Raw genomic sequence first — 22,314 nt, 5'->3', positions numbered from 1 at the left:
GGGTGGGTGGGGGCTGGTCGCGCAGTTCCCCGCGCCCCTAAAAGACACTCGGCCAGCCGTCTTTTGTCCAGATCAGCCTGTTGAGCCCCAGCTTCGGGGTGCCGTTGTCGTCTGCGTCGTAGTAGTGGTACGCCAGCCAGTCCTGGCCCTTGTCGCGGAAGACCGACTCTCCTCCCGTACCGATGTACCTGCCGTGGCCGGCCAGGAGCAGGTCGCCGCCGCCCTCCAGCATCTGCTTGCCCGTGCTGTCGATGTACGGGCCCGTCACCGTTGTCGAGCGGCCCACCCTGATCTTGTACGTGGAGTTCACCCCCGCACAACAGGCGTCGTAGGAGGCGAAGAGGTAGTAGTAGTGGCCGTGTTTGACCACGTACGGGCCTTCGACCGCGTACGGGGCGTCCGGGCGGGTCGCCAGGTGGGCTACCGGCGCTCCCTCGATCGCCTTGCCGGTCCTTCGGTCGAGTTCGACCATGCGGATGCCCGTCCAGTACGAGCCGAAGGTCATCCAGAGCCGGCCGTCGGCGCGGATGATCGCCGGGTCGATGGCGTTCCAGGTGTCCGTGGTCTCGGAGGTGAACGCCCTGCCGTGGTCGGTCCAGGTGCCGGGGAGGCCGGTCGGGGAGGTCGCCACGCCGATCGCGGAGTGGTTGGTGCCCCAGGACGAGACGGCGTAGTACAGCCAGTAGCGGCCGTCGCGGTAGGAGATGTCCGGTGCCCAGGGGTCGCCGGTGTCGTTGTACTCGTACCACCAACTCGGCGGCGCGGCGAAGGCGTTGCCCGCGTCGTCCCACTGGTGGAGGTCCTTGGACGTGCGGGCGCCGATGACGCCGCCGGTCGAATAGGCCACGTATCCGCCGGACTTGAGGTGGATGACGGTCGGGTCGTGGATGATCTGCTGGCCGGTGATGGGGAGGGGGTCGGGGTAACTCGCCTCCGCCTGCGCCGCGTTGGGGAGGAAGGCCAGGAAGGCCGCGACCACGACGGCCGTAACCGCTCTGCCTGTTCTCACTGTCCCGCCAATCCGGTGTGTGCGACACCCGCCACGATCTGGCGCTGGAAGAAGACGAACACGACGATCAGCGGGAGGCCCGCCATCAGGCCGCCGGCCATCAGCTGGGCCCACTGGATGCCGTAGGAGTTCATGACCGTCGCGATGCCGTTCGGCATGGTCATCAGGTCGGGGTTGTTGGTCACCATGTACGGCCACAGGAAGTTGTTCCACGAGGCGATGAAGGTGAAGATGCCTACCGCCGCGAGGGACGGGCGGGAGAGCGGGAGCACGATCGTGAAGAAGACCCGCCAGCGGCCCGCGCCGTCGATGAAGGCGGCCTCCTCCAGCTCGCGCGGGACGCCCTGGAAGAACTTGTAGAGGATGTAGACCATCGCGGCGGGCGCGCACTGGGGCAGGATCATGCCCCAGTAGGTGTCGACCATGCCCATCTGCTGGACGGTGGTGAACAGGGGGACGCCGAGGACGGCCGGCGAGACCATCAGGCCCGACATCACCACCCCCATCAGCACTCCCTTGCCGCGGAACTCCGTGCGGGCGAAGCCGTAACCGGCGAGGGCCGCGACCGTCAGCACGATCGCGGTCACCAGGACCGAGACCACGAGTGAGTTGATGAACCAGTTGCCGATGTTGCCGGTCGACCACAACGCCCGCCACGCCTGGGTCGTCCATGTCCTCGGCAGCCAGTGCGGCGGGATCTCGGCCGCCTCCGCCTCGGACTTGAGGGAGGTGAACAGGGCCGCGGCGATCGGCGCCACGAAGACAGCCGAGACGGCCACGCCGAGCAGCGTGAGGACGATCTGACTCGGGGTCCAGGGCCTGCGGGATCGCTTGGGGACCTGTACGGCGGTGGTCATCGGGCGCCCTCCTCACGGTTGCGCAGCAGCCACATCCGCGCCAGGGCGACGACTGCGATGATCACGAAGAAGATGATGGACATCGCGGAGGCGTAGCCCACGCGGTAGCTGGTGAAGCCCTGTTCGAGGGTGTACTGCACGAACGGCCGGGTGCTGTTCTCCGGTCCGGTGCCGAAGTCGAACATCACGACGGCCTGGTCGAAGAGCTGGAGCGAGGCGAGGACCTGGAGGGCGATCACCAGGCCGGTGATGTTGCGCAGCATCGGCAGGGTGATATGGACCATGCGGTGCCAGGCGTTCGCGCCGTCGAGCTTGGCGGCCTCGTAGAGGTGGGCGGGGATGCCCTGGAGGGCGGCGAGGTAGAGCAGGAAGCTGAAGCCGACCGTCCACCACAGGGTCTCGATGACGATGGCGAGCATGGCGTACGACTTGTCGGTCAGCCAGGGCGTCTGGATGCCGAGGGTCTCGTTGAACAGGCCGATGCCCTGGGTGAACAGCCACTGCCACATGTTGCCCGCGACGGTCGACGGGAGGAGGAAGGGCGCGAAGAAGCACAGGCGCCACAGCCACTTCCCGCGCTCGATGTTGTGGGCGAGCATCGCGAGGAGGAAGGCCAGGACGGTGATGCAGGGGACGACGAGGAGCGTGAAGTAGGCGCTGTGGCCGAGCGCGTCCCACATCATCGGGTCGTGCAGCGCCTCGCGGTAGTTGTCGAGGCCGATGAAACTCGCGCCCTCGCCGGAGATGTTGGCGTCGGTGAAGCTGAGGTAGAGGCCGCGGAGCAGCGGCCAGATCACGAACAGCGCGAACAGCAGCAGGAACGGGGCGACGAACCAACCCCCGTGCTGGAAGCCCTGCTTGCGGCGGACGGTCGCGGTGGCCGTGGCGGTCCGGGCCCGCGCGGGTACGAGGACGCTCTCTGCACTGGTCGTCATGCGACCGCACCTCCCTGCGCGGCGGTCCTGCCGTCCATGGGGTTCTTCGAGGCGAGGAGCTTGGTGAGCTGGTTCCTCATCTTCTGGGCGACCGAGGCGGGCTTGGCGGAGCCCATGGTCGAGGAGACGACCAGCGGGCCGAGGTCCTGCGCGAGGATGCCGGTGGAGCCCGCGAACCACACCTTCGGCTCGGTGGCCTGGTGGTCCATGGCGGAGACGTACTCGTTCTGCGGCTGGAGCTTCCTGTACGCGGCCGTGGACAGGGTCGGCGTGTAGGCGGGGATGTGGCCGCCGGCGGCCCACTGGAGGGCGTGCCGGACGACGTACGCGGCCAGTTCGTGCGCGGCCTCGTTGGTGGCGCCGCCGCGGCCTGCCTGGTGCGGCAGGACGAAGGAGTGCGACTCGGCGTGGGTGGCCTGCCTGCCGAAGACGGGCGGCAGCGGGGTGGCGCCGTAGTCGAGCTTGGCGGCGGAGAAGACCGGCACCGACCAGTTGCCCTCCCAGGTGAAGGGGGCGCCGTTGATGAACTGCTCGCCGGTGGGCGCGCCCGGGATGACGTACCCGTCGGTGACGTGCTGCCGGAAGAACTCCAGTACCTGGGTGGCCTTGTCGGTGTCGAAGAGGACCTCGGTGCGGGCGTCGTCGAACCACTGGCCGCCGAGCTGGGTGTAGAAGGCGACGAAGAACCACCACTGGAAGTTCTGGTCGTTGGTCCACAGCCCGATGGTCTGCAGCCCTTTCTTCTGGGCCTGCTTGGCCTTCTTCAGGACGTCGAACCACTCGGTGGTCGAGGTCACCGGGATCATCCGTCCGTCGTCGCCGAGCAGACCGGCCTTCTTCAGCACGTCCTTGCGGTAGAAGCAGAGTTGTACGTGGATGTCGAGCGGGAGCGCGTAGAGCTTGCCGTCGATGACGCCGCGCTGCCACAGCGCGGGGTTGTAGTCCGACTCCCGTACCCCGTACTTGGCGAGCAGGTCGACGTCCCACGGGTCCAGCAGGCGGCCCGGGGAGAAGCCGGCGACCCGGCCCATGTGCATCACACCGAGTTCGGGGGCGCGGTCGCCGGCCGCGGCCATGGCGAGCTTGGTGTAGAAGGGGCTGCCCCACTGGAGGGTGGAGTCCTTCACCGCGATGTCGGGGTGCTCCTTGCGGAAGGCGTCCAGCATCGCGATCATGTTCGATCCGTCGCCGCCGCTGAAGAGGTTCCAGTACCGCACGCGGGTGCGGCCGGAGGCGGCGAGTGCGTCGGCGCCGGTGCCGAGCGCGGCGAAGCCGAGGCTGCCGGCGACGAGGAGCCCGCTGAGCCCGCCCAGCACATGCCTGCGATTCAGGTCAGGTCGTCCCATGCCCTGCCCTATCTGTTCGGTATACCGAATCGTGCCCGTAACTTCGAACGGGACCGTAAATAGGAAGCGCTTGCTAGTCAATGGTTTGCGCAGGACTTTCCAGCCAGGGAGGTCGTTCTCGGTTGAACGACGGCGTAGTCTCGGGCAGCCTGCTGTGCGGCGGCGGAAGGGGGAACGATGGACATCGCGGGCGCGCGGAGGAAGGCGGCCCGGGTCGCCGGGGCGCTGCGACGCTCGCGGAGAGTCTCCGGGATGCGGGAGCTGACGGCCGGGCTCGTCGCCGCCGTGCGGGCCAGACCGCGGCCGCCGGCCGACGCGCGGGAGCTGTGCCGGGCGTTGTGCGAGGAGATGAGCGTACGGCGCGGCGGGCGGGCGGTGGAGCTGCGGTTCGAGCGGTTCCCGGACGAGATCGAAGTGACCGGGCTCTGGGTGGAGTTCCAGGACTTCGACCTGGTCATCGTCGAGGAGCGGGCCGAGGCGGTGCAGCAACTGGTCATCCTGGGCCATGAGTTGTGGCATCTGCACGCCGGGCACAGCCACCATCACGTGGCCGGGGCGGCGCTGGCGGACCGGAGGGCGTGGACCGACATGGCGTTGTCGGTGGCCGCGCGCGACGGCTCGCGGGTGGCGGACGAGGCGGAGGCCGACGACTTCGGCCACCGGCTCGCGGCGGCGTTCCGGCCGCTACTGAGCGGGCGGGACGAGGAGGCGCCGCTTACGCCGTTGAGCCGGTCGCTGGGGTATCGCGGGCGCGGGAGTTCGGCGCGGTGAGTGTGGGTCTCGGCCAACTCGCCTGGTCTCCCGCGGGGTTCGTCAACGAGTTCTATCCGTCGTTCTGGTGGATCCCGGCCGGGGTGCTGATCGCCGCGCTGGCGATCAAGCTGCCGACCATCGTGCGGCTGTGGAGCGACCCGCTGCTGCGGGCCGTGGGCGGCGTACTGCTCGTCGCCTGCGCGGTGTTCGTGTTCGTGGCGCCGTCGACGATCGCGCGGGTCAACCGGATCACGGGTGTGCCCAACATCTCGGCGCCGTGGGTGTATTCACTGCTGACGGCGTTCTGCGGCTCGTGCCTGCTGCTGATCATCGCCTGGCGCAACGGGCTCGCCGACCGCTCCGCCGCGACGGTCCGCGCCGTGCGGTGGGTGGTGGCCGGGTCCCTCACGGTCATCGCCGCGCTGTGGGTGCTGTTCGCGCTCGCCGACGCGCCGGTGGAACGGCTGCGGGACCTCGACACGTACTACGCCAACACGCCGTACATGCGCGAGATGATCGTGCTGTATCTGGTCGCGCAGGCCGTGGCGACGGTGGTCACCTCGGCGCTGATCTGGAACTGGATGCGCACGGACGGGCTGGACGCGTGGCTGCGCTGGGGGCTGAAGTTCCTCGGCATCGGATACGCGGCCCAACTGTCCTTCTACGCCGTCAAGTTGCCGGCCGTGGTGGCTCGGTGGACCGGGCACGACCTGGACTGGCTGAGCACGGGCGTGGCACCGCCGCTGGCGTGTCTGTCGGCCATCATGATCGCGGTCGGCTTCATCCTTCCGCACGCCGGGCAGTACCTGCACGACCGGTGGCGGATCCGGCTGGCGTATCGGCGGCTGCGGCCGTTGTATCTGCTGATGCGTTCCGTCAACGGGGGTGGTGTGTCGTTCGTGCTGCGGGCCACGCCGGAGTTGCGGCTGATCCGGCGGGAGACGTTCATCCGGGATGTGCTGCTGCCGCTGGCGCGGCATGTGGACGAGGGGCGGCGGCAGCGATTGTACGAAGTCGCGGTGGGCCTCGGGCATGCGCCGGAGCGGGCGATGGCGTTGGCGTGGGCTGTGGCTGTGCAGGACGCGGTGGCGGGGGGCGGCTTTGAGGGTGGGCCGGAGCCGGACACGACGGACTTGTTGCGGGAGATCGGGGCGGTGTCCGATGCGTTGCGGCGGACTGAGGAGTTGGCGGCGGTTCGGGCGGGGGTAGGCGCGTTCCGGGGTGCCGCGACCGGTTCTTGAGCGGCCGCGGGTCTGATGTGGCTTGGCGCGCCCACGCGGCGGAGCCGCATATCGATACAGCCCCGCGCCCCTGGAGGGGCGCGGGTGTTCCGCGTCTTAACCCGTGAACGGCGGCTGTGGCAGGCCCTTTCCTGCTCCTGGGACTACCAGGAGGGAGCCCGCCACCGGGTGCGGGGCCGTCAGGCCCACCCTGGCCGTTGTGATGTACAGGTCCGTCAGATCTGGGCCGCCGAAGGCGCACGCCGTTACCAGGGGTGTGGGGAGCGTGATCTCCCTGTCCAGTTCACCGTCGGGGGTGTAGCGGCGCACCGCGCCGCCGTCCCAGAGGGCCACCCAGACGCAGCCGTCGGCGTCCACCGTGAGGCCGTCGGGGAAGCCCGCGTCGGCCTCGATCTGGGCGAAGCGGCGGCGGTCCGAGACGCGGCCGTTCTCGTGGTGGAAGACGTCGATCTGGCGCGTCGGGGAGTCGACGTAGTACATCAGGGTGCCGTCGGGGCTCCAGCCCGTGCCGTTGCTGACGGCGACGTCGTCGAGGACGAGTTCGGCCGTGCCGTCGCCCGTGATGCGGGTGAGGGTGCCGCCGCCGGGGGCCTCGTCGTAGCGCATGGTGCCGGCCCAGAGGGAGCCGTCGGGGGCGACGGCGGCGTCGTTGGCGCGGCGGCCGGGGACCGGCTCGTGGTGGAGCCAGTGGAAGGTGTCGTCGGGGTCGACGAGGGCGACGCCGTCGCGGAGGTTGAGGACCAGGCCGCCGCCGGCGCGCGGCTTGGCGGCGCCGACGTGCTGGTCGGTGACCCGGAGCGTGCGCCGGCCCGAGACCGGGTCGTACGTGTACACGCGGCTGCCGAGGATGTCGATCCAGATCAGGCGGCCGGCGTCCGCGTCCCAGGTCGGGCCCTCGCCGAGGGCGGCCTCGGCGCGCACCGCCACCTCGTAGGCCGTCATGCGACGGTCCGGTGGCCGAGGCGTTCCGAGAGTTCCACGGCGCCCTTGGCGGCGAGCTGCTCCAGCTCGGCGCGGCGCTCGTCGCTCCAGCGGATCATGGGGACGGAGATGGAGAGGGCGGCGACGACCTGGCCGGTGCGGTCCCGCACGGGGGCCGCCACACAGCTCACGTCCGGGTTGGACTCCCGGCTCTCGACCGCCAGGCCGCGCAGGCGGATCTCGGCGAGGGCCTCGCGCAGGGCGGCCGGGTCGGTGATGCTGTTCGGTGTCATCGCGACCAGGTCGGCATCGTCCGGGATGCGCGAGCTGAGCTCCGGCTCCGGAAGGGAGGCCAGCAGCATCTTGCCGACGGACGTGCAGTGGGCGGGCAGCCGGCGGCCGGCGGCCGACACCATCCGTACCGCGTGGGTCGAGTCGACCTTGGCGATGTAGATGACGTCGGCGCCTTCGAGGATCGCCACGTGCACGGTCTCGTCGCAGGTCTCGGCGACGGAACGGGCGACCTGCTGGCCCTCGGCGGCGAGGTCCAGCTGCTCGGCGTAACGGCTGCCGAGCTGGTACGGCCGTACGCCCAGCCGGTACCGTCCCGGCTGGCCCGGGACCTGGACGATGTACGACCGGGCGGCGAGCGTGGTGACCAGCTCGTGCACGGTGGTGCGCGGCAGCTGCAGCTTGCGCACTATGTCGGGGGCGGAGAGCGTCCCGTCCCCGTCGAGGAAGAGCTCGAGAATGTCGAGAGCCCGGGTCACGGCAGGTACGAGGCGTCCCACAACCGGCCCCCTCCCTTGATTATCTGGGCGTCTGCGTTCGAAATTTCAACAGACGATCGGCATGACGAACACAGGCTAGCGACAGCCAGTTTGCCCGGGCAATGGTTCTGCGCAGACCGCCTCCCACGCCCTGTGGTACTACTGTCGCTCATGTGCGACACGTCACATCATGTCGCACACCGGGCGGCCGGGACGGGAGGGGTCACGGCACCCGGCGGTGATGGGGGGTCTCATGCATGAAATGACCAAGGGCTCGAACGTCTCGCTGTCGGCCCTGAGCGAGAACGCAGGTTCCGTGATCGTCGGCCTGGGCTGGGTCAGCCCCAGCGGCGAGGGCGACGCGGATGTGTCCGTCTTACTTCTGAACACCGACGGCAAGGTGCGCAGCGACGCGGACTTCTACTTCTACAACAACCCGGTGGCGGCGGACGGCAGCGTGCAGCTGCTCGGCAAGACACCGACGGAGGACGGCAACGAGGACCGCATCGGCTTCGACCTGACGGCGGTCCCGGCGGAGGTCGAACGGATCGTCGTCGCCGCGAGCCGGTACGAGGGGGCACGCTTCGGCGAGCTGGAGGACCTGCGGGTGACGCTGGCCGACGCGGCGGGAGAACACCTGCTGCGCTTCGCCATCGAGGACGCGGGCGAGGTCAGCGCGATCATCTTCGGCGAGCTGTACCGCAGGGGGGAGGAGTGGAAGTTCCGGGCGGTGGGGCAGGGGTACGAGTCCGGGCTCGCGGGGCTGGCCACGGATTTCGGGGTCGATGTCGATGACGACCCTGAGGCGGACGGCGGGGAGACGGAGACGCCCGCGCCCGTCGAGTCCCTGCCGCAGGCGGCGCTCGAAGCCATTCCGAGTCCGCGCACGCCCGAGGACCGGACCGGGGCCGAGGCCGCCGCGAAGAAGCCCGCCGCCCGGCCCCGTACGGCGAAGAAGAAGGTCACCCTGCCCAAGGCCGCCCGGAAGTCCCTGGCCGAGAACGAGTCGTGGCGGGAGTCCAGGCTCTTCCCGGTCTCGGTGCTGAAGAGCGACCGGGACCGCGAGATGCGGGCGACCTCGGTGCTGCTGTCGGTGATGGCGCAGGTGCCGGAGTTCGGCAGGCGGCTCACCGCCGGGTTCGGGGCACCGGCGGGGCGGATGGAGACCTTCACCGAGGTGTCGCTGCCGCACGGTGACACACCCCGGCGCCCCGACGGGGTCGTCCGTGTCGAGCGGGCCGGGAAGCTGTGGACGGCCCTGGTCGAGACGAAGACCAACGGCAACGCCCTCAAGCCGGACCAGGTGCAGGCGTACATGGACATCGCCGCACGCCGTGGCTACGAGGCCGTCATCACGCTGTCGAACGACGTCGCCCTGGAGGGCAGCCCGCTCGTCGACGTCAAGATCGACGGGCGGCGCAAGCACAAGGCGGCGCTGCGGCACCTGTCCTGGGCCGAAGTCGCCCACCAGGCGCAGATGCTGATCCGGCACGAGGGCGTCGGGAACGCCGCCCACGCCTGGCTGCTCCAGGAGCTGCTGCACTATCTCCAGCACGAGAACTCCGGCTGCCACGGCTTCCAGAACATGGGCTCGGCCTGGGTGCCGGTACGCAACGGCATCGACGACGAGACCCTGTGCCAGGGCGATCCGCGGGCGCTGGAGGTGGTCGAGAGCTGGGAGCGGCTCATCCGCCAGGTGTGCCTCGGGCTCGGCGGCGAGCTCGGGCAGAAGGTGCTCCCGGTCCAGCGGGCGAAGCGCGGGACGGACCCCGGGGCCCGCCGCGCGCTCCTCGCCGACCGGCTCTGCACGGACGGACGCCTCCGGGCGGAGCTGCGCGTCGAGGGCGCCCCGGGCCTGCTCGGAGTCACCGCCGACCTGCGCACCGGCAAGCTGCGCACGTCCGTGGAGATCCCGGCGCCCGAGCAGGGCTATCCCCTCACCTGGGCCAAGCGCCTGGTCCGCCGGCTGGAGGACGCACCGGCGGATCTGCACATCGAGACCCTGGTCGAAGGCGAACCGGGCGGCCCCCGAGGCACCTTGGAACGCCTGCGCCCCGAACCGGCCGACATGCTCCCGAAGAACACCACCACCCGCATCACCGGCTTCCGCCTCTCCCTCCTCAAGAGCATGGGCAGCGGCCGCGGCAACGCCGAGTCCGGCTTCATCCGCAGCGTGGACGACGCCGTGAACCGGTTCTATACGACGGTGGTGGTCCACCTGGACAATGCGACTCCTCAACGTGTGATGACGAAGGAGCGCGCGTGAACGTCCTCGTGACCGGAGGCAGTGGTTTTGTCGGTTGTCATCTGGTGGGGCGGTTGCTGGAGCGTGGGTATCACGTGCGGGCCACCGTGCGGAGCGTCGGGAATGACGTCAAGGTGCGGCCTCTCAAGGAGCTTCAGGACCGCTTCCCCGGGCAACTCGCGCTGTTCGAGGCCGACTTGTTGCGCGACGGGGCCTTCGACGAGGCCATGAAGGAGTGCGAGGTCGTCTTTCATGTCGCCTCGCCCTTTCTCATGCCGGAGAAGATCAAGGACGGGCAGCGGGACGTCGTCGAGCCCGCTCTCGTCGGGACGCGGAATGTCGTCGGGAGTATCGAGCGCACCCCGACCGTGCGCCGGCTCGTGTTCACGTCCACCGTCGGGGCGATCTTCGGGGACTACGCCGACGTACTCGACATGGACGGGCGGGTGTTGAGGGAGAGCTGCTTCAACACCACCAGCACTGTGGAGAACAATCCGTATCACTACGCCAAGACCGTTGCCGAGCAAGCCGCTTGGGAGGCCGCGAAGGGGCAGGAGCGGTGGCGGATGGTCGCCGTCAATCCTGGGCTCGTGCTCGGGCCGTCCCTGACACCCGCCTCCGAGTCCGGCAGTCTCTTCCTCCTCGACGAGCTCTTCAAGGGGTACTTCTTCTACGGCGCCCCCGACTTCAGCTTCACCACGGTCGACGTGCGGGACGTCGCCGACGCCCACATCGCCGCCGCCGAGAAGGACGACGCCCACGGGCGTTACATCCTCGCCGCCGAGAAGATGTCCTCCTTCCACGACATGGCCGCCATCATCCGGGCGCGCTATCCCAAGGAGCGGCTGATTCCGCGAAGTCGGTTGCCCCACTGGCCCGTTCGGGTGCTCGGCCCGCTCTTCGGGCTCAGCCAGGACTACATCCGCAAGCATCTCGGCATCCGGTTCGAGGTCGACAACGCGCGGAGTGTACGGGAGTTGGGGGTCCGCTACCGGCCCATCGAGGAGACCGTTCTCGACCATTACGAGGCGTGGCGTCGGCAGCACGGGAAGTGAGCCGTCACGGCCTCTGACCCCGCCTCGTCTCCCCCAGCGTCCCCCTCAACCGCTGGGCCCGCAGCACCAGTTCGAGCTCGAAGCGGCGGTCGGGGTCGTCGATCTCGTCGCCCCACAGTTCGCGGATCTGGCGCAGGCGGTAGCGGACCGTCTGGGGGTGCACGCCCAGCCGGGCGGCCACCTCCGGAGCGCCGCCCCGTGTCTCCAGCCACGCCAGTAGCGTTTCCGCAAGCCGGCGCCCGTGCGTCGGGCCGCAGTGCGCGAGGGGTGCCAGACAGCGCAGGGCCAGGTCGTCGATCAGCTCCTCCGGCTGCAGCAGGACCAGGGCCTCGGTGTGCTCCGTGCAGTACAGGACGTCCCCGGCCGGCAGCAGACCCCGTTCCATCAGGTGTACGGCCGCCTCGGCCCAGCGCAGCGACTTCGCCGCGTCGGCCAGCGGGACCGGCGGGCCGATCGCGCCGGACCAGCCGGTCAGGGCGCGGTGGAGGAGCTCGGGGCGGCCGGCCGCGTCCGGTTCGGGGACGACCATGCGCGGCTGCTCGTACTCCATGTCGAGGAGGATGCCCTGGCCGACAGCCGGTGCGACCGCCTCCCGGGCCGGGCGGAGCAGGACGCCCACGGCGACCTTGCGGGGCAGCGGCCAGCCGACCCGCGCGGCCCGTTCGGTGAGCGCGTCGGCCGGGTCGCCCCGGTGGTGTTCGGCCAGCAGCAGTTCCATCAGCCGGCGCTGTAACCTCAGCCGCTCGCCGGCCTGCCGCGCCGCCGCCTCGGCGTAACCCCGCACCGACTGGTCGACAAGGCCGTCGAGGTACTCGTAACCCGCGTCGACCAGTTCGTACATCGCCGGTGGCGGGATCTCCACGCGCTGGCCGATCTCGGCGAAGCGGCGCCAGGCCAGTCGTACGCCCATGCGGTAGATCGCCTGGAGCGAGTCCAGGGAGCGGCCGTGCAGGCCCTCGCCGCGGCCGAACTCCTGGAAGACGCCCGGCGGGACCGAGGGGCGGCCCTCCGAGGTCTCCAGGTGCTGGACGAAGACCTCGATGGCGCGGCGGATGCCGACCAGGGCCATCGGCTCGCCGGACTCGTCGAGGACGAGCGGCAGATGCGGGTACTCACGGCGGATCTCGCGCAGGATCTCCTCTGCCAGCGCGGGTGCCTCCGCCATCGCGATGGCGGCGAACCGGCGGACCTGGAGGCGGGGGACGTCGTGCCAGGCCGAGCGGGTGGTGGTGGCGGGTGAGCGGGCCGGCCCCACCGGTCAACTCCCCTGTCCCGCTTGCTCGTACGTGATCAAGGGGGTGTTGGGCTGGTCGGGGGTGGCGTCGAGCAGCGCGACGATGCCGAGGGCGGCGCCCACGGCGAGGGCGGCCGCGGCAACGACGGTGAGCGCGGCGCTGAGCAGTCTGGACATCGCAGGGTCAGCCTCTCTGTACGGAGGTCGTCCCCACCCCGGTGTCCCACCCCGGCCTGTCCGGCCCAGTCTCGACAAGCATTGACACCCCGTCAAGAGGCGCCTACGGTTCCCGCCCACAGAGCGGCCCGAACTCCGTCATCCCTCCCCCCTGGAGTGCCCGGATGCGCCGTACAGCCTCACCCCTCTCCCTGATCCTGCTGGGACTCGGCACGTTTCTGCTGGTCCTGGCGCCGATGCTGGTCTGGTACGTCGAGCCACGGGCGGCCGTGAATCCCATCGACATCGACACCACAGCCGTCTACCAGGGCACGGGTTCCTACTTCGACACCGACGAGCTGGCGACCGTCACCGACAAGCGGATCACCGTCACCCAGCAGGTCCGCGGCAATGTCGCGGACAGCGAGAAGAGCGGGGACGCGGTGTGGGACGTGACGACGACGGTCGACACGGACAAGTCGCTGCCGGCCGCCGATCCGCACGACGCGCTGGAGTTCTTCCTCAACCGGTGGGTCACCGACCGCAGGACCAACAAGCCGGTGCACTGCTGCGGGGAGAACCCGTACTTCGAGGGCGACGCGTACCTGAAGTTCCCCTTCGACGTGCACAAACGCTCGTACCAGTGGTGGGACAACTCGCTCGGCGACGTGGTCACGCTGCACTACGCGGGCAAGCAGAAGGTCCAGGGCTACACCGGCCTCGCCTTCACCGGCACGGTCCCGCCGACGAAGATCGGCACCCGGCAGGTGCCGGGCAGCCTGGTCGACCAGCCGAAGAGCCCGCAGGTCCTGGCCGAGGAGTGGTACTCCAACCACGGCATCCGCCTGGTCGCCGACCAGCGCACCGGCCGCGTGATCTACGCCCAGGTCGGCCCGCGCCGCACGCTGCGCGCACCGGGGCACAAGTACGACGCGGTACTGCTCCTGGACAGCCGGAAGCTGGCGTTCACAACCGCGACGCAGAAGGACCAGGTGAAGCTCGCCAAGAAGGAGAGCGGACAGCTGCGCATGGTGGGGGAAACGCTGCCGATTGGTGCCGCTGTGGCCGGATTCGTACTGGCGATAGTGGGTGGGGTTTTGGTGGTACGAGGACGTAAGCGCCACGATACGCCGGAAACGCCCCGATCATCCGAGGTCCAGCTCACAATGTGACATGACGTCAGTTCTAATAAAGCCGCAAATTGTCACCTCGGTGAGTAGCCGTGACGAACGGCTGGGCGAAAACTGTCCAACCCCACCCGAGCACAAGCTGTCCACACCCCTCACCCATGAAGAGCTCAGTCCCCCCACAGCAAGTCCGGAAACCAGTCACTGAGTTCCGCACCCTGAGACGAGTTGGAGCACCCATGCCCCAGCACGTGCCATCCCCGCTGCGCGCCGGTCATCCCTGGGCGCCGCAGCACCCCTCGGCGCTTCCCCCACAACCGCGCCGAATCGTTTTCCTCGCCCACCGGGATCTGGACAATCCGGCGGCCGGCGGCTCGGAGCTGCTGGTCGACCGGCTGGCCGAGGGGCTCACCGCTCTCGGCCACCAGGTGACGCTGATCTGCGGCGGACCGGCAGCGTTCCGGGACTACCGGGTCGTGTCGGCCGGCGGCGAGTTCGCCCACTACCTGCGGGCCCGTTCCGCGTTCGCACGGCAGGTCGGGGAGACCGATCTGCTGGTCGAGGTGTGCAACGGGATGCCGTATCTCGCGCCCCTCTGGCACCACGGCCCCACGTTGTGCCTGGTCAACCATGTCCACTCCGATCTGTGGAAGATGCGGTTCGGCGGGCCGTTGCTGCCGGCAGCGCGGATCGGACGAAGACTCGAGCAGTGGGCGCTGACCGGTGCGCAGCACCGGAGTCTGCTGGTCGCGGTCTCGCCGTCCACGGCGCACGCCCTTCGGGAGCTCGGCGTGGAGCGGAGCCGTATCCGTGTGGTGCACAACGGTGTCGAGGAGCCGGGGCCGCGGGGTGACCGGGCCGCCGAGCCGTTGTTCGTTGCGGTCGGGAGACTTGTCGAGTACAAGCGGATCGATCTGCTGCTGAGACTCTGGGAGCGGGTGCGGCCGGTCACCGGCGGGCGGTTGGTGATCGTGGGCGACGGGCCCGAGCGGGAGCGGCTGGAGCAACTCGCCGGTCCTGGGGTGGAGTTCGCGGGGCATGTGTCCGAGGCGGAGAAGCACCGGTTGTTGTGCGCCGCTTGGCTGTTGCTGCATCCCTCGGCTGTGGAGGGGTGGGGGCTGGTCGTGACGGAGGCGGCCGCCCGTGAGACGCCGACGATTGCCTTTGATGTGCCTGGGCTTCGGGATTCCGTGGTGGATGGGGAGACCGGTGTGCTGGCGCACGGGGAGTCCTCGTTCGCGGCTGCGTGGTGCACGTTGGCCCTGTCGGGGGCTCGGCGGGAGGCGATGGGGAAGGCGGCTCGGGATCGGGCGGCTCGTTATCGCTGGCACCGTACGGTCAGACAGTTCCGGGCGGTGGCTGCGGAGGCGGTGAGGGGCTGGGGGCCGTGACGCGGGTGCGGCGCCGTCGTGGCTGGTCGCGCAGTTCCCCGCGCCCCTGGCGGGGCGCTGTGGCCCAACCGCGTTTCAAAGATCCCTCCTTTCAGCGCTCGCTCGCCCTCTTCCGTGCCTTTCGGCACGAGCAGGAGGATCCCGAGAGCTGCTATCAGCTGCTCGCCCGCGATGCCGCCGACCAGGTCGAGGCCTACGACGGTCCCGTCGCCGGGCGTACCGTCGTCGACGTCGGTGGGGGCAGCGGGTACTTCACCGAGGAGTTTCGGCGGCGGGGTGCGCACGCGTATCTCTTCGAGCCCGATGTGACGGAACTCGGCGAGAAGCCTCCCGACTCCGCCGTGATCGCGGACGGATATCTGCTGCCCCTCTCCGACGGGGTCGCCGATGTCACCTTCTCGTCCAATGTGTTGGAGCACGTTGCCGATCCCGAGACGTTTCTCAGTGAGCTTGCCCGGGTGACGCGGCCCGGTGGGCTGATCTACGTGTCGTTCACCAACTGGCTGTCCCCCTGGGGCGGGCACGAGTGGGCGCCCTGGCACTACTTCGGGGCCGAGCGGGCTCGGGCCCGCTACCGGCGTCGTACTGGAAGACCGGCGAAGCACACCCTCGGCGAGAACCTCTTCGCCGTGCACATCGGCACCACCCTGCGGCAGGTGCGCGCCCGGGACGACGTCACGGTCGTCTCGGCGCGCTCCCGCTACTGGCCCTTCCTCGCCGAGACCGTCGTGAAGGCGCCCGGCATAAGGGAGTTGGCCACCTGGAACCTCCTCCTCATTCTCCGGCGGTGTCCACCATGACGACCACGGTCCAGGCTCCTCCTCCGGCTGCCGTCCCCACCACCGCGGCCACCTCGGGTCCGCCGGAGGGCCCGCGGTCGCGGCGCTGGCTGGTGGGGTTCTGGGCCGTGGTGTTCGTCCTGTTCCTGGTGGTGCACCCGGGGCGGCAGACCTTCGACACGAAGCTGGGTGTGACGGTCGATCCGGGGGCCTTCTTCTCGGATCTCGGGCAGCTTTGGCACGACCAGGGCGGCTTCGGCGGCATTCAGGACCAGTACGCCGGTTATCTGTGGCCGATGCTGCCGTTCTACTGGCTGGCCCACGCCCTGCAACTGCCGGTGTGGCTGGCCGAGCGGCTGTGGATGTCGCTCATCGTCGCGGTGGCCTTCTGGGGTGCCCTGCGGCTGGCCGAGCGGCTGCGGATCGGGAGTGGCGGGTCGCGGTTGCTGGCCGGGGTCGCCTATGCGCTGTGGCCGGTCTTCACGATCGTGGTCGGGTCCACGTCCGCTGCCATGCTCCCCGGCGCCTTTCTGCCGTGGGTGCTGTTGCCGTTGATCGACGAGCGGTACAGCGCCCGGGTCGCCGCGCTGCGGTCGGCGCTGGTCGTGCCCTTCATGGGCGGGGTCAACGGGGCCTCCACGCTTGCCTCGCTGCTCCCGGTGGGGCTGTATCTGCTGTCCCGGCCGCCCGGGCCACGGCAGCGGAAGCTGATCTCGTGGTGGGTGCCGGGCGTGGTCGTGGCCACGGCCTGGTGGTGGATTCCGCTGGTCATGCTGGGGGTCTACGGGGAGAACTTCCTGCCCTATGTGGAGTCGTCGCAGACCACCACGGCCACCATGTCCGCCACCGAGGCCCTGCGCGGGGCCGGGAACTGGGTCGCGTATCTGCACTTCGGCGAGGCCTGGCTGCCGGCCGGGTGGACGGTCGCCGCGTCCGTCGTCGTGATCGTCTGTTCGGCGCTGGCCGCCGGGCTCGGCCTCGCCGGGCTCGCCAGACGGGACATGCCCGAGCGGCGGTGGCTGGTACTGACGGTCATCTCCTGCGTGCTGGTGCTGCTCGCCGGGTACGGGGGTGCGTTCGGGGCGCCCTTCCACGGAGTCGTGCAGGACTGGCTGAACGGCGGCCTCGTTCCCTTCCGGAACATCTACAAGTTCCAGACGGGACTGGCGCTCGCGCTGGTGCTGGGGCTCGCCCATGTGGTGGGGATCGCCACGGATGCGCGGGGTGCCCGGCCGGTGCGGGGGCGGCGGTTCGCTCCGCTGGTCGTGGCGGTGCTGATCCTGCCGGGGCTGATGTGGCCGTATCTCAACGGGTCGATCCTCAATCCGGGGTCCTTCCAGGAGCTGCCCAAGTACTGGAAGACCACGGCCAGTTGGCTGGAGAAGTACTCGCCCGACTCGCGTGCCCTGGTGGTCCCGGCGACCGCGCACGGGATCTACAGCTGGGGCTCCCCCATCGACCAGCCCCTTGATGTGCTCGCCAAGTCCCGTTGGGCGCAACGGGACTTCGTGCCGTTCGGCACCCCCGGCAACCGGCGCGCGATGGACGCCGTCGAGGACGCGCTGGCCTCCGGGAGTGAAGTTCCGGGGCTGGCCGACTACTTGAGCCGGGCGGGGATCTATTACGTCGTCGTGCGCAACGACCTGGATCCCGGCCAGGCCGACTCCGTGCCCACCAGCACCGTGAAGCGGACGCTGGAGCAGTCCGGGTACCAGCGGGTGACCGGCTTCGGGCCGGTCATGACCGGCGGGGTGATCGCCCATGACGCGCCGCTGGAGGTGGAGGGGCTGTATCCGCGGCAGCGGGCGGTGGAGATCTACGAGCCGTCCGGCGAGGACGTCCCACGGCCGGGGCAGGCCCGGCTGCTGCCCGTGTCCGACACCGCCGTCGTCTCCGGCGGGCCGGAGTCCCTGCTGCCGCTGGCCACGGAGCTGCGCGGCCGGGCGACCGTGCTGACCGGGGACAACCATCCCGGGCTCGGCTCGCCGTCCCTCCAGGTGGTGGGTGACGGGCTGCGGCGCGCGGACACGCGGTTCGGGCTCGTCACCGCCAACACCTCATACACGTATACGAGTTCGGAGAAGAACGCGCCGGATGCCACCCAGGACGCGGGGAAGAAGCCGCACCAGATCCTGCCGACCGAGGGGCTCGGCCATCAGACCGTGGCGCAGTTGCGCGGCGCGGATTCCGTGACTGCCTCCTCGTACGGGAACTGGCTCTTCCATCTGCCGCAGTTCGACCCCGTGAACGCCTTCGACGGGAACCCGGAGACCGCCTGGACGGAGGGTGCGCCCGGGTCGGCGGACGGGCAGTGGGTGCGGATCGGGTTCAGCGGGTCGTACGACATGCCCTCGTCGTTCAAGGTGAGCCCGCTGCCGCAGGAGAGCGTGCGGTCGGCGGCGACGAAGGTGCGGGTGGAGACCGAGAAGGGGGCGCGGACCAGTTTCCTGCGGCCGGACGGGTCCGTGCAGAGCATCAAGGCCCCGGCAGGCTCGACCAGTTGGATGAAGCTGACGATCGTCGACTCCGTCGCGCGGCACGCGGGGCTGACCGGGGCCGGGTTCTCGGAGATCGACCTCCCGCACGTCCAGGTCACGCGGATGCTGCGGCTCCCCACGGACGCCGACGACTCCGACGCCTCCGCCACGCTGATCTCCCTGCACCGCGCCGCCGACCCCACCGGCCTCTCCGCGACCGGCACGGAGGCGGGCCTGCACCGGAGCTTCACCACGGCCACGGCGGGGACGTACGAAGTGAAGGCGAACGCGGTGCCGGTCAACGGCGAGGAGCTCGACAAGCTGCTCTACCAGGTCGCCCCCGACCAGCAGAACCGCATCGTCGCCACCGCCGACTCGACGGCGGCCCTCGGCGCGGGCCTGTCGGCGCGCAACCTCACCGACGGTGATCTGACGACGGCGTGGATCGCGGGCGACCGGCCGACGATCCATCTGCGCTGGAACGGCAAACAGCCCATCGGGGAAGTGGTGTTGGCCCCGGCGGGCGGGCTGTCCACCCGGGCGACCGAGGTGCAGATCACCTCGCCCGACGGCGCGACGGTCGCCGGCGTCGACGAGAACGGTGTGGTCCGCTTCGACCCGATCACCACCGACCGACTGGACATCACGGTCAGCAAGACGGCCGCGACGACCCTCTACAACCCGGTCGCCGACGAGGACCTGCGACTGCCGGTCGGCTTCAGCGAGGCGTACATCCCGGCGCTCGACCAGTACCGCACCCCGCAGCCGAGGTCCGGGCGGACCTTCTCGCTGCCGTGCGGGCAGGGGCCGGACGTGGCGGTGGACGGCGAGCTGTACCAGACCAGTGCGAAGGGGACGGTCGGGGACCTGACCGAGCGGCGCCAGGTGGATGTGACCCTGTGTCAGCAAGGGCGTGATGACGGTGAGTTGGAGCTGAGCGCGGGAACGCACCGTGTCGAGGCCGGGGATGCCGGGCCGCTCGCGCTGACCGGCGTGACCCTGACGCGCGGCACGGTCACCGAGGCGGCCGCCGTGGAACGTCAACTGACCATACGGGACTGGCTCGGTGACCGGCGCGAGGTGAGCGTCGGCTCCGGTGACGCCATGTACCTCACGACGTACGAGAACTACAACGACGGCTGGAAGGCCACCCTGAACGGCAAGGAGCTGACCTCGGTCCGGCTCGACGGCTGGCAGCAGGGCTGGCGGATCCCGGCCGGGGCGGGCGGCACGGTCAAGCTGTCGTACGAGCCCGCCACGACGTACGAGGGCGGGCTGATCGGCGGTGCGGTGGGGCTCGCGGCGCTGATCGGGCTGGTCGTGTGGCGCCGGCGGGCCGAGAATCCCGACCCGCCGCAGCCGGTGCCGCCGCTGCCGGGGCTGTGGCTCGGGACGGTCGTGCTGACGGTGGTGGGTGTCCTGATCGCCGGGTGGTTCGCACTGCTGGTGCCCGCACTGGCGCTGCTCGCGTACCGGCGGCACGCACTGCTGGTGCCGCTCGCGTTCGTCGCGCTGGTGGGGGCGGGGATCGCCGCCGCGACCGGGGCCGGGGAGCCGGTGGGCGCGGGCGAGGGGGCGTTCGGACACGCGGCTCAACTGCTCGCGCTGATCGGGTTGTTCGCGGGGGTGGTGAGTGTGCGGGAGCCGGACGAGGGTCCGGGTTCGACGGCCGTACTCCCGCCGGTGCGCGAGCCGGACGCAGGGCCGGAGTCCACGGCCGTACTCCCGCCGATGCGGGAGCCGGACGCAGGGCCGGGGTCCAGGGCTGTGCCCCCGCCGATGCGCGAGCCGGCGCCCGTGACCCAGCCGCCGCCACCGCCGCCCCCGGCTTCTTCGGAGGCGCCGACCCAACAGCTCCACAAGGGGGGCGAGCACGCATGACCGCACTGGATCACCCGGCCCGCAACGGCACCGACGGGCCCGTACCGCCGGGGCGCATCCCCTTCCCGGTGGTGGACGAGGTGGCGCGGCACTGTCTCCAGGAGGAGGAACCGGAGACCGTGCACATCGAGGTCCATCTGCCGGGGCGGCTGGACCGGGAGCGGCTGCGGTCGGCCTTCACGGAGGCGCTGCGCAGGCATCCGCGGATCCTGATGCGGGAGGCCCCGGGGCGGTGGTACCGGCTGCGCTACGAGTGGGAGTTGACGGCGGAGCCGGACGTGGAGGTGGTGAGTTTTCCGGAGGCGGGGCGGTGTGCGCTGCGGGACGCGCGGACACGGGCGCTGACGACCGCGCCGCCGTTGTCCCTTTCTCCTCCGGTCCGGTTGGAGGTGGTGGAAGGGGCGGGACCGGTCGAGGGAAGTGAGGCGACGGATGCCGTCGGGGTACCGACCCAGCCGCATGCAGCCGGTCGGCAGCACAAAGGCACCGTCCTCTTCCTCACCATCAACCACACCGCCCTCGACGGCCCCGCCTGTCTCCGCGTCCTCGCCACCGCCGCCGAGATATACGGCGGCCGGGACAACTCCCCCGCCGCGCCCCCGACCCGCACCACCCCCGACGCTCCCCAGAACCCCGGCGAGACCCCCTCCAACTGGTCCCCGCCCGCCCGGGTCGCCCCCGGCACCCCCGAGCCCTCCCCCGGCAACGGCATGCTCGTCACCGAGCTCCCGCTCCCGCACCGCCCCAAGGGCTCCCCCTACACCGTGAACGACCAGCTCATGATCGCCACGGCCCTCACCATCACCCACTGGAACAGGGAGCACGGTGCACACCCCCGCCCCCTGCGCATCACGATGCCCGTCGACGACCGGCCGCGGGACGCCACCATGCCCATCGGCAACGGCACACGGCTGGTCGAAGTGCCCTTCGCGCCGGAGGAGTTGGACGCGCACGCCACCGCCGACATGCCCGCCCTCCTCCAGCGCACCGCACTCCGCACCCGCGCCCTCAAGTCCCTTCCCCGGCCCCAACTCGGGCACGGGGCTGCCCTGTTGACCGCCCCCGTCACACCCGTCGCCTGGCGGGCCGCGCTCACCAGAGGGCTGCGCAGGGCCGCCGCGCCCTGGACCTCGACGACCCTGCTCAGCAACATCGGCCGTATCCCCTACTCCCTGGACTTCGGCGAGGACGCCGGCCGGGCGCACGCCGTCTGGTTCTCCGCGCCCGCCCGGATGCCCCGCGGCCTCACCGTCACCACCGCCTCCACCGCGGGCCGCCTCCACCTCGCCCTGCGCTGGTCCCGCTCCCTGCTCAGCCACGGCGACGGGGCGCATCTGCGGGACCTGTTCGAGCACTATCTGCATACGACGGAGGTGACCCCGTGACCACCACGGCACCCCATCCGCAGCGCCGGCCCAAGGACCTCCGCGACTTCTACGAGGACCCGTCCGTGCCCGTCGCCTCCGGCGCCCCGCGCAGCCTCCGGCAGGCCCGGATGCTGGCCGCCGCCCTCGGCCCGGCCGGCGCCGGCGGTTCGCGGACCGTCCTCGACGTCGGCTGCGGCGACGGCACCGCCGCCGCGGTGGCCGCCCCGCTGCTCACCGGCCATCGTGTGGTAGGCGTCGACTGGTCCCAGGACGCCCTCCAGCGGGCCCGTGCGCATCTGACGTACACGATCCGCGGTGAACTCACCGGCGGGGGGCTGCCGTTCAGGAGCGGATGCGCGGACGCCGTGCTGTTCAGCGAGGTGATCGAGCACCTCGTCGACCCGGACGCGGCCATGGACGAGCTCCGCCGTGTGCTGCGGCCCGGCGGTCATCTCATGCTGTCCACACCGAACTTGGCCGCCTGGTACAACCGCGCGCTGCTGGCGGCGGGGGTGCAGCCCGTGTTCTCCGAGGTTAGCCTGCGGGGGATCCACGGGCGTCCCGGGTCGGAGGTCGTCGGGCATCTGCGGCTCTACACCGCCCGTGCGCTACGGGAGTTCGTCGCCGCGTCGGGCTTCGAGGTCGTACGTGTCGCCGGGGCCCCCTTCCACGGCGTACCGCGTCCGCTGCGGCCGCTGGACCGGCTGCTGTGCTCCAGACCGTCCCTAGCGTCGATTCTGCTGCTGCACGCGCGCAAGAAGACCTAGGGG

The 22,314-nt window shown here is 70.5% G+C and carries 18 protein-coding genes; 10 read left to right on the top strand and 8 right to left on the bottom strand.

Annotated elements, in window-relative coordinates:
• Positions 1 to 37 precede the first annotated feature (37 nt).
• From ABZ848_RS00820 to ABZ848_RS00805, 4 genes are read right to left on the bottom strand one after another with little or no spacing between them, the layout of a single operon-like run.
• A complete protein-coding gene (locus ABZ848_RS00820) occupies positions 38 to 1,009 on the bottom strand; it encodes an arabinan endo-1,5-alpha-L-arabinosidase (RefSeq protein ID WP_360823058.1) in 972 nt (323 codons plus the stop codon).
• Positions 1,006 to 1,866 carry a carbohydrate ABC transporter permease gene (locus ABZ848_RS00815; RefSeq protein ID WP_360823055.1) on the bottom strand — a complete coding sequence of 287 codons (861 nt, stop codon included), beginning with the start codon at positions 1,864 to 1,866 and terminating at the stop codon, positions 1,006 to 1,008. The genes ABZ848_RS00820 and ABZ848_RS00815 overlap by 4 nt, the downstream gene beginning before the upstream one ends.
• Entirely contained in the window at positions 1,863 to 2,801 is a 939-nt protein-coding gene (locus ABZ848_RS00810) for a sugar ABC transporter permease (RefSeq protein WP_360823052.1), read from the bottom strand. Before ABZ848_RS00810 ends, ABZ848_RS00815 begins: the two co-directional genes overlap by 4 nt.
• Positions 2,798 to 4,147 carry an extracellular solute-binding protein gene (locus ABZ848_RS00805; protein WP_360823049.1) on the bottom strand — a complete coding sequence of 450 codons (1,350 nt, stop codon included), beginning with the start codon at positions 4,145 to 4,147 and terminating at the stop codon, positions 2,798 to 2,800. The genes ABZ848_RS00810 and ABZ848_RS00805 overlap by 4 nt, the downstream gene beginning before the upstream one ends.
• Before the next feature lie 177 nt (positions 4,148 to 4,324).
• Here ABZ848_RS00805 and ABZ848_RS00800 point away from each other — a divergent pair, with 177 nt between their 5' ends.
• Both ABZ848_RS00800 and ABZ848_RS00795 read left to right on the top strand, forming a co-directional pair.
• The gene (locus ABZ848_RS00800) at positions 4,325 to 4,918 is read left to right on the top strand and encodes a toxin-antitoxin system, toxin component family protein (protein WP_360823046.1); all 594 of its coding nucleotides are present in this window, start codon (positions 4,325 to 4,327) and stop codon (positions 4,916 to 4,918) included.
• Positions 4,919 to 4,920: 2 nt separating this feature from the next.
• The gene (locus tag ABZ848_RS00795) at positions 4,921 to 6,141 is read left to right on the top strand and encodes a DUF6545 domain-containing protein (RefSeq protein WP_360824296.1); all 1,221 of its coding nucleotides are present in this window, start codon (positions 4,921 to 4,923) and stop codon (positions 6,139 to 6,141) included.
• 96 nt (positions 6,142 to 6,237) lie between these two features.
• Here ABZ848_RS00795 and ABZ848_RS00790 read toward each other — a convergent pair whose 3' ends face one another.
• Together ABZ848_RS00790 and ABZ848_RS00785 are read right to left on the bottom strand one after the other, a co-directional pair.
• Positions 6,238 to 7,083, bottom strand: a complete 846-nt coding sequence (locus ABZ848_RS00790) for an SMP-30/gluconolactonase/LRE family protein (RefSeq protein ID WP_360823044.1) — start codon at positions 7,081 to 7,083, stop codon at positions 6,238 to 6,240.
• Positions 7,080 to 7,853: an IclR family transcriptional regulator gene (locus ABZ848_RS00785; RefSeq protein ID WP_360823041.1), complete on the bottom strand. Its 774-nt coding sequence runs from the start codon at positions 7,851 to 7,853 to the stop codon at positions 7,080 to 7,082. The genes ABZ848_RS00790 and ABZ848_RS00785 overlap by 4 nt, the downstream gene beginning before the upstream one ends.
• Positions 7,854 to 8,085: 232 nt before the next feature.
• Here ABZ848_RS00785 and ABZ848_RS00780 point away from each other — a divergent pair, with 232 nt between their 5' ends.
• Both ABZ848_RS00780 and ABZ848_RS00775 read left to right on the top strand, forming a co-directional pair.
• Entirely contained in the window at positions 8,086 to 10,098 is a 2,013-nt protein-coding gene (locus ABZ848_RS00780) for a TerD family protein (RefSeq protein WP_360823038.1), read from the top strand.
• A complete protein-coding gene (locus tag ABZ848_RS00775) occupies positions 10,095 to 11,132 on the top strand; it encodes an NAD-dependent epimerase/dehydratase family protein (protein WP_360823035.1) in 1,038 nt (345 codons plus the stop codon). The genes ABZ848_RS00780 and ABZ848_RS00775 overlap by 4 nt, the downstream gene beginning before the upstream one ends.
• A gap of 4 nt (positions 11,133 to 11,136) precedes the next feature.
• Here the strand turns inward: ABZ848_RS00775 and ABZ848_RS00770 are convergent, their stop codons facing one another.
• Entirely contained in the window at positions 11,137 to 12,387 is a 1,251-nt protein-coding gene (locus ABZ848_RS00770) for a helix-turn-helix domain-containing protein (protein WP_360823032.1), read from the bottom strand.
• A 3-nt stretch (positions 12,388 to 12,390) separates the two neighbouring features.
• Complete coding sequence (locus tag ABZ848_RS00765; protein ID WP_242760187.1) at positions 12,391 to 12,543, bottom strand: hypothetical protein; 153 nt, start codon at positions 12,541 to 12,543, stop codon at positions 12,391 to 12,393.
• Between the two features lie 164 nt (positions 12,544 to 12,707).
• On the opposite strand from ABZ848_RS00765, the gene ABZ848_RS00760 reads away from it, so the two are divergent.
• The 6 genes from ABZ848_RS00760 to ABZ848_RS00735 all read left to right on the top strand — a co-directional run bounded on the left by ABZ848_RS00760 (position 12,708) and on the right by ABZ848_RS00735 (position 22,311).
• The gene (locus ABZ848_RS00760; RefSeq protein ID WP_360823029.1) at positions 12,708 to 13,694 is read left to right on the top strand and encodes a DUF3068 domain-containing protein; all 987 of its coding nucleotides are present in this window, start codon (positions 12,708 to 12,710) and stop codon (positions 13,692 to 13,694) included.
• A 194-nt stretch (positions 13,695 to 13,888) separates the two neighbouring features.
• Complete coding sequence (locus ABZ848_RS00755) at positions 13,889 to 15,040, top strand: glycosyltransferase family 4 protein (RefSeq protein WP_360823027.1); 1,152 nt, start codon at positions 13,889 to 13,891, stop codon at positions 15,038 to 15,040.
• Between the two features lie 59 nt (positions 15,041 to 15,099).
• Positions 15,100 to 15,840 (top strand): class I SAM-dependent methyltransferase, encoded by a 741-nt coding sequence (locus tag ABZ848_RS00750; RefSeq protein WP_360823024.1) that lies wholly within the window; start codon positions 15,100 to 15,102, stop codon positions 15,838 to 15,840.
• Complete coding sequence (locus tag ABZ848_RS00745) at positions 15,837 to 20,177, top strand: alpha-(1->3)-arabinofuranosyltransferase family protein (protein WP_360823021.1); 4,341 nt, start codon at positions 15,837 to 15,839, stop codon at positions 20,175 to 20,177. The genes ABZ848_RS00750 and ABZ848_RS00745 overlap by 4 nt, the downstream gene beginning before the upstream one ends.
• Positions 20,174 to 21,562, top strand: a complete 1,389-nt coding sequence (locus ABZ848_RS00740; protein ID WP_360823018.1) for a condensation protein — start codon at positions 20,174 to 20,176, stop codon at positions 21,560 to 21,562. Before ABZ848_RS00745 ends, ABZ848_RS00740 begins: the two co-directional genes overlap by 4 nt.
• Positions 21,559 to 22,311 (top strand): class I SAM-dependent methyltransferase, encoded by a 753-nt coding sequence (locus ABZ848_RS00735; RefSeq protein WP_360823015.1) that lies wholly within the window; start codon positions 21,559 to 21,561, stop codon positions 22,309 to 22,311. The genes ABZ848_RS00740 and ABZ848_RS00735 overlap by 4 nt, the downstream gene beginning before the upstream one ends.
• Positions 22,312 to 22,314 lie beyond the last annotated feature (3 nt).

It is taken from the genome of Streptomyces sp. NPDC047081, assembly GCF_040643775.1.
In the GTDB taxonomy this organism is placed as follows: domain Bacteria; phylum Actinomycetota; class Actinomycetes; order Streptomycetales; family Streptomycetaceae; genus Streptomyces.
Note: the sequence above shows the minus strand (reverse complement) of the source record. Positions and strands in the feature narration are given on the sequence as shown.